This window comes from Actinomadura montaniterrae, from assembly GCF_008923365.1.
Taxonomy (GTDB): Bacteria; Actinomycetota; Actinomycetes; order Streptosporangiales; family Streptosporangiaceae; genus Spirillospora; species Spirillospora montaniterrae.
Genome location: NZ_WBMR01000345.1, coordinates 1 through 7,328 on the forward strand (window position 1 = coordinate 1; position 7,328 = coordinate 7,328).

Below are 7,328 nucleotides of genomic sequence, written 5' to 3' on the forward strand. Positions count from 1 at the left end.
GCCCGCTCCTCCCCCGGGCCTGCCGATCCCCGAGCCGCCCGCACCGCCCGCACCCCCCGCGCCGCCTGCACCGAGGCCGGTCGCGCCGGCGCGGCCGACGACGGCGGAGCGGGTGCCGCTGCCGCCGACGCCGGTCGACGGCATGCCCGCCGGGGGCGCCGAGGAGCCGCCGCGCGAGCCGGTCAGCCTGATCCGCAAGCATCCGAAGCGGCGCCCGGGCGGGCCGCGGGTGCTCGGCGTCAACTGCAAGAACGAGCACTTCAACGACCCGCGCGCGCACTACTGCGCGGTCTGCGGGATCTCGATGCTGCAGCTCACGCTGTCGCCGTTCCACGGGCCGCGGCCACCGCTCGGCGTGCTGCTGCTCGACGACGGGCAGGCGGTCCCGCTCGAGGACGACCACCTCATCGGGCGGCGGCCCGAGCGGGCACCGGAGGTGGCCGAGGGCCGCGCGCACCCGCTGCGGATGACCGACGCCGAGGAGTCGATCTCCCGCCGGCACGTCCTCGTCCGGCTGGAGGAGTGGCGGGTCACCGTGGTCGACCTCGGCTCGGCCAACGGGACGGCGGTGCGCGCGCCCGGCGCCGCGGACTTCGTCCGGCTGCCGCCCGACACCCCGGCCGAGCTGGCGCCCGGGGCGACCGTCCGCGTCGGGCTGTCCCGGACGTTCCGTTTCGAGTCCAACCGGAAGGTCTGATTAAGGATGGCCGGAACCGGACGCGCACCGTACGGGCGCGCGCCGCGTCACATCCTCCGGGCCCTACGGCGGCTCCCACCGCGGCCGGCGCGCCGGCCGCGTCCCCCCTCGAAAGGACAGTGATGCGAACACGGCCCATGGGCGGTATCACCTTCGCCCATCCGCCCGCCTTCTGGACCGGGTTCATCGCCTGCGTCGCGGGCGTCGCCCTGCACCTGCCGATGTACATCGACTCGGCGGACATGCACTACATGATGCGCGGGATGTCGATGGACGCCCCGATGATCACCGGGATGGCGCTCATCGTCGCCGGCCTGGCGCTGACCGCCTACGGGCTCATCCCGCGCGGTCTCGCCGCGTCCCGCCGCGACGGGGAGGTGCGCGTCCGCGCGGCGCACGACGCGCCGTTCCGGCGGGCGCACATCGGCCTCGTCATCGTCATGACGACGGCGGTGACGATCGACGCGATGAAGCCGATCACGCTGTCGTTCGTGGCGCCCGGGATGGGCAAGGAGTACGGGCTGAAGTCGGCCCTGAACCCCGGCGGGCACTGGCCGGTGGCGCTGCTGCCGCTGTTCGGCCTGACCGGGACGGTCGCGGGCTCGTTCCTGTGGGGCTGGCTCGGCGACCGCATCGGGCGGCGCTCGTCCATCCTGCTGGCCGGGGTCATGTTCGTGACCACCGCGGTGTGCGGGGCCATGCCGTCGTTCTCGTGGAACCTCGCGATGTGCCTGCTGATGGGTCTCGCGGCCGGCGGGATGCTGCCGATCACGTTCTCGCTGCTGGCGGAGATGATCCCGGGGCGGCACCGCGGCTGGGTGATGGTGCTGATCGGCGGGAACCTGGCGCTCGCCTACGCCATCACGAGCTCGTTGTCGTCGGCGCTGGTGCCGCACTACTCGTGGCGGATCCTGTGGCTGCTGGGCATGCCTACCGGGGTGCTGCTGATCGCGCTGAACCACTGGATCCCCGAGTCGCCGCGGTTCCTGCTGGCCCACGGCCGGGAGGACGAGGCCCGCGCGATCATGACCCGGTACGGCGCCGTCGAGGACGTCGCGCCGACCCCGGAGACCGAGGCGGCCGGGGCGGCCGGGGCGGCTGTGGCGGCGTCCGGTGCGGAGGCGCCCGCCGAGGAGCGCAGGGAGGCCGCGCACGGCGGCGGCTTCACGCCGCTGTTCCGGCCCCCGTTCGCCGGGCTCAGCATCGCGGTGGTGGTGCTGGGGCTGGGCATCGGGCTGGTCACCTACGGGTTCCAGCTGTGGATCCCGTCGAACCTGCAGAAGCTCGGCCTGGCGCAGAAGTCGGCGGACGCGGCGCTGCGCGACTCCTCGCTGCTCGGGCTGCCGCTGGTGTTCGTCGCGGCGGCGATGTACGGGCTGTGGAGCGCCAAGAAGACGATCATCGTGCTGACCGCGCTGACCGCGGCGGCGCTGGTGGCGTTCTCGTTCTCCGGCGAGTCCCTCGCGCACGACCGGACGTGGCTGTACGTGCTGCTGGCCGGGCCGATCGTCGGGACCGCCACGATCGCCGCGGTGCTCGCCGCCTACAGCTCGGAGATCTACCCCACGCGGATCCGCTCGCGCGGCTCGGGCCTGTCGGCGGGCGTCGGCAAGCTCGGCGGGGTCGTCGTGACGATCGTGCTGGTGGTGGGCGCGACGGTGCCGTCCATCAACACGACCGCTCTGCTCGGCGCCGTCCCGCTGCTGCTCGCGGTGCTGGTCGTCGCGGCGTTCGGGGTGGAGACGCGGAAGCGCGCGGCGAGCGCCGGTGCCCCCGCCGCCCAGCCCGCCGACGCCTGACGCCTCACGCCTGACGCCTCACGCAGGTTGGGGCTCAGGCGTCGAGGCGGGCGGCGGACTCCAGCAGCAGCGCGTGGACGAACGCCTGCGGGATGTTGCCGCGCAGCTGCCGCTGCTGGACGTCGTACTCCTCGGAGAACAGGCCGCTGGTGGCGCAGCCGGACCGCGTCCGCTCGAAGGTGCGCAGGGCGCGGCCGGTCTCGCCGTGGCGGTGCTCGGCGAGGGCGAGGAAGAAGCCGCACAGGCTGAAGGCGCCCTCGGCGACGCCGAGGGGCTCGCGGCCGACGCGGTACCGGTAGACGAAGCCCTCCTGGACGAGGTCGGAGCGGACCGCCTCCAGCGTGGCGATGGTGCGCGGGTCGTCGTGCGGGAGGGCGCCGCGCAGCGGCGGGATGAGCAGCGCGGCGTCGACGCGTTCGTCGCCGGGGGCCCGCTTCCAGCGCCCGGACGCCGTGAGGGAGGTGCGGGCGGTCTCGTCCAGGACGGCGTCGGCGAGGCCGTTCCATGAGGCCGCCTCCGCCGGCCCGGCCAGGTACCGGGCGGCGCGGCGGAGGCCGGCGACGCAGGTGAGCCGCGAGTGGGTCCACAGGTCGTCGTGGGTCTCCCAGATGCCGGCGTCGGGCCCGGTCCAGCGGCGGGCGACGGCGCCCGCGGCGACGCGGGCCGCCTCGGTCAGCTCGGCGGTGGGCGGTTCCCGCTCGGCGACCGCCGCGAGCAGCAGCAGCGCCTCGCCGAGCGCGTCGAGCTGGAACTGGGAGCTCGCGCGGTTGCCGGTGACGGCGGTGGCGCCGGGGTAGCCGGGCAGGTCGCTCTCGCGCTGGTCGGGGATGTCGTCGCCGGCGACGGTGTAGGCGGGCTTGAGGCGGTCGCCGTCGGCGAGGACCCGCGCGGCGACGAACTCGGCGGCGGTGCGCAGCAGCCGCGGCGGCCCGCCGTGCACGGCGACGGCGCGCCCGGCGAAGCACTGGTCGCGGATCCACGCGTAGCGGTAGTCGAAGTTGCGGCCCTCGTCGGAGCGTTCGGGCAGCGCGGTGGTCGCGGCGGCGACCATCCCGCCGCCGCTGCTGGTGAGCCCGGTGAGCACCGAGTAGGCCAGGCGCGCGTCGCGGGGCGCGATGGTGTCCTCGCAGGACGGGACGTCGTCGCGCCAGGCGCGTTCGGTGGCGTCCCACAGCGCGCCGGCGTCCAGGTCGCCGCCGGACTCCCCTTCGGCGACCTCCAGGACCAGGTCGCGGGACTCGCCCTCGGCGAGGTCGAACGTCAGGGCGAGGACGGGCCCGCCGTCGGCGTTCTCCCGCACCACCGCCTCGTCGCCGCCGCGCCAGCGGATCCGCGCGGCGCCGCTGCGGGCCGTCCATTCGCCGCCGTGGTGGTGCAGGTCCCGCATCCGCTCGCGGCGGTCGCCGGCGCGCACGTCCAGCACGGCGCGGACGCGGACGGCGCCGCGCACCGCCCGGCAGCGGCGCAGCACGACGGCGCGGTCGCGGGCGGCGGGCCGGGCGAGGGCCTCGCGGCATTCGACCATGCCGCCGTCGCCGGTCACCCAGCGGCTGTTCCAGATCAGGCCGCGGTCCTCGTAGTAGCCGCCCCACACCCACCGTTCGGCGGCGGGCTGGACGACGTAGTCGCCGGGGCCGCCGAGCAGGCCGCCGAACGCGGCGGGCGAGTCCCAGGCGGGGAAGCACATCCAGGCGTACTCGCCCTGCGGCCCGATCAGGACGCCGCGTTCCCCGTCGGCGACCAGCGCGTAGTCGCGCAGCGCCTTCGGCAGCGAGTCCCGTCCGCCCGTGCCTCCCACCGTGTCTCCTTCCGCGTGCCGCCCTGCGTCGGGTGGGTCATTACCCAGGAAGGCGCCGACGATCCGGTCCCCGTGATCATTCGTCCGGCCGCGGAGGCGGCGGTCACCGACAAACTTTTTTGTCTTGACAACTCATACTGTCGGTAGCGATGATGGGCGCATGCTGGACGTGACGGTGATCGAGGAGCCCGGGGCGGCGGCCGCGTCGCTGGACCCGATGCGGGCGCGGCTGCTGGCCGAGCTGGCCGAGCCGCTGTCGGCGGCGGCGCTGGCCGCGCGGGTCGGGCTGCCGCGGCAGAAGGTGAACTACCACCTGCGGGCCCTGGAGCGGCACGGGCTGGTGGAGCTGGTCGAGGAGCGCCGCAAGGGCAACATGACCGAGCGGCTGATGCGCGCCACGGCGGCGTCCTACGTGATCTCGCCGCTGGCGCTGCCGGGACTGCAGCCCGACCCGGCCCGGCACCGCGACGCGCTGTCCGCGCGGTGGCTGCTGGCGGTGGCGGCGCGGCTGGTCCGCGACGTGGGCGCGCTCATCACCGGCGCGGAGCGGGCGAACAAGCGGCTGGCCACCTACGCGCTGGACGGCGAGGTCCGGTTCGCCTCCGCGGCCGACCGGGCGGCGTTCGTCGAGGAGCTGACCGCCGGCGTCGGGGCGCTGGTGCGCAAGTACCACGACGCGTCGGCGGAGGGCGGCCGCGCGCACCGCGTCGTCATCGCCCTGCACCCCTCCCTCAAGGGCGAACCGGGCACCGGAGACCGGGCGGAGCAGGGCGAGCCGCCCGGCATCGAGCAGGACCGCGACGCGGCGGAGTCCTGAGTGCCGTCCGCCGCCGTCCGCCGCCGTCCGCCGCCGGACGGCGGCGCGGCACGACGGCCGGCCACAACGGCACACGAACGGAACGGGCGCGCGGGCAGCGCGCCGGAACGAGGAGCACGCCATGGCGAAGGAATTCGAGATCGTCCGCGAGTTCGAGGCGGACGCGACGCCCGAGACGATCTGGGACGCGATCACGGTGAACACGGCCGGGTGGCTGTGGCCGACGGAGTACGAGCCGCGCGAGGGCGGCTCGGCGGGCTTCGGCGCGACCCTGACCGTGTGGGACCCGCCGCACCGGCTGGTCGCCCGGTCCGAGTCCCCCGAGGACCTGAAGGCCGTCGGGCAGGCGCTCAACCAGCTCGACCACCTGATCGAGCCGCGCGAGGGCGGCCGGTCCTGGGTCCGCTACGTGCACAGCGGGATCTTCGTGGAGAACTGGGACGACCAGTACGACGGCGCGAGCAAGCACACCGACTTCTACCTGCACACGCTGCGGCAGTACGTGACCCATTTCGCGGGGCGCGCGGCGGTGCACACCGACGTGCAGGGGCCGGCCGCGTCGACGGCGAAGGACGCGTTCGAGGCGGTCGGCCGGGCGCTCGGGCTGGGCGCGTCCGCGGCGGACGGCGCGGCTGAGGGCGACCGGGTGCGGGTGGACCTGCCGGGCGCCGGCGAGGTGGACGCGGTCGTCGACTTCCGCAACGAGAACTTCCTCGGCCTGCGCACCGGCGACGCGATGTACCGGTTCTTCGGCCGCAACGCGTGGGACGCGCCGGTCGGGATCGTGCTGCACCGGTTCGGCGCCGGCGCGTCCGGTGACGAGGAGGCGACGCGGAAGGCGTGGCAGGGCTGGCTGGACGGCCTCTACGCCTGATCGGCACCACGGCGGCGGCGCGCGGGGACGATCCCCCGCCCGCGCCGCCGCCGTCATGCCGCGAGCCGGGGTCAGCCGGAGCGTTCCCGGACGAGGGCGGCGAGGTCCTGGCGGGCGAGGCCGCGCAGGCCGGGCCGCTGCGCGAGGAACGCGACCGCGAGGACGGCCAGCGCCGACCAGGCGAACGTGGCGGGCCGGACGTCGGCGTGGAAGGCCAGCAGGTCGCTGTCGAACGCGCTGAGGAACGCGCCGGCGGCGAGCCGCCCGATGATCAGCCCGGGGACGGCGCCCACCGCGACGACCAGGAGGTTCTCGGTGGTGACGAGCCGCGCGAGGCGGCGGCGGCCGACACCGGAGGCGCGCAGGGTGGCCAGTTCGGTGCCGCGTTCGGCGAGGTTCACCGACAGGGTCGCGAACAGCACGGTGAAGGCCAGCAGGCCGCCGAAGACCAGCATGATGGCGACGAACACGTAGAACAGCTTCATGTAGCCGTCCATGGTGTGCTTGAGCGCGTGCGCGTCGGTGTAGGCGACGACGCCGGGACGGGCCGACAGGGCGTGCTCGACGGCGGCGCGGTCCGCGCCGGGCGCGAACCGGACGAGCGCGGTGTCGCGGCGCCCTCCGCTCCCCTGCCCGGCGGCGGTGCTCCCCTGCCTGGCGGCGGTGCCGGGCGCCCAGGCGTCGACCTGGGCGAGCGAGGCGTAGGCGTAGGTGCCGAGCGGTTCGTCGACGAACCCGGCGACGGTCGCGGCGGCGGTGCGGCCGCCGGGCAGCCGGAGGGTGACGCGGTCGCCGGCGCCGACGCCGAGGCGTCCGCGCATCGCGTCGCCGAGCAGCACACCGGTCGCCGGGAGGGGGCGAGCGCCGCCGCCGGGCGTGAGGAACCGGTGCATCGCGGTGCCGGGACGGTACCCGACCAGCGCGGTGGAGTACGCCTTCCCTCCGGCGGTGACGGTGGCCTGGACCTGCGCGGACGGCTCGGCCGCGCGGACGCCGGGGGTGGCGGCCAGCGCCGCGAGCGCGCCGGGGCCGGCGGGTGCGGCGAGGGTCAGTTCGGCGTCCTGCCGCTGCACCTGGTCGAACTGCCGCGACACCGTCGCCTTGGAGGAGTCGAGCATCCCCCACGAGACCAGGATGAGCACGAGCGCGACGATCACGCCGGTCATGGTGTAGAGGGTGCGGCGGAACTGGCGGGACGGCCCGCGCAGCACCAGCCACGCGCCTGCGGGGACGGCGCGTCCGAGCCGGGCGAGGCGCCCGACGCGGCCGAGCCGCCCGAGCCGTCCCAGGCGGGCGAGGACGCCGCGGCCTCCGGCGGACGGGACGTTCCCGCGCATCGCCTC

At 75.6% G+C, this 7,328-nt stretch carries 6 protein-coding genes; 4 read left to right on the plus strand and 2 right to left on the minus strand.

Annotated features, from left to right (window positions below; genetic code table 11):
• Together F9B16_RS47855 and F9B16_RS47860 are read left to right on the plus strand one after the other, a co-directional pair.
• Window positions 1-697: FHA domain-containing protein (locus tag F9B16_RS47855; protein ID WP_225992615.1), on the plus strand; the 697-nt coding region annotated here is incomplete at its 5' end.
• Between the two features lie 122 nt (window positions 698-819).
• A complete protein-coding gene (locus tag F9B16_RS47860) occupies window positions 820-2,496 on the plus strand; it encodes an MFS transporter (protein WP_151546918.1) in 1,677 nt (558 codons plus the stop codon).
• Window positions 2,497-2,530: 34 nt separating this feature from the next.
• Here F9B16_RS47860 and F9B16_RS47865 read toward each other — a convergent pair whose 3' ends face one another.
• The gene (locus F9B16_RS47865) at window positions 2,531-4,294 is read right to left on the minus strand and encodes a glycoside hydrolase family 15 protein (protein WP_225992616.1); all 1,764 of its coding nucleotides are present in this window, start codon (window positions 4,292-4,294) and stop codon (window positions 2,531-2,533) included.
• A 160-nt stretch (window positions 4,295-4,454) separates the two neighbouring features.
• Here F9B16_RS47865 and F9B16_RS47870 point away from each other — a divergent pair, with 160 nt between their 5' ends.
• Window positions 4,455-5,111, plus strand: a complete 657-nt coding sequence (locus tag F9B16_RS47870; protein ID WP_151546919.1) for a winged helix-turn-helix domain-containing protein — start codon at window positions 4,455-4,457, stop codon at window positions 5,109-5,111.
• 121 nt (window positions 5,112-5,232) lie between these two features.
• Entirely contained in the window at window positions 5,233-5,985 is a 753-nt protein-coding gene (locus tag F9B16_RS47875; RefSeq protein WP_151546920.1) for an SRPBCC family protein, read from the plus strand.
• Between the two features lie 71 nt (window positions 5,986-6,056).
• On the opposite strand, the gene F9B16_RS47880 is transcribed toward F9B16_RS47875, so the two are convergent.
• Window positions 6,057-7,328: ABC transporter permease (locus F9B16_RS47880; RefSeq protein ID WP_151546921.1), on the minus strand; the 1,272-nt coding region annotated here is incomplete at its 5' end.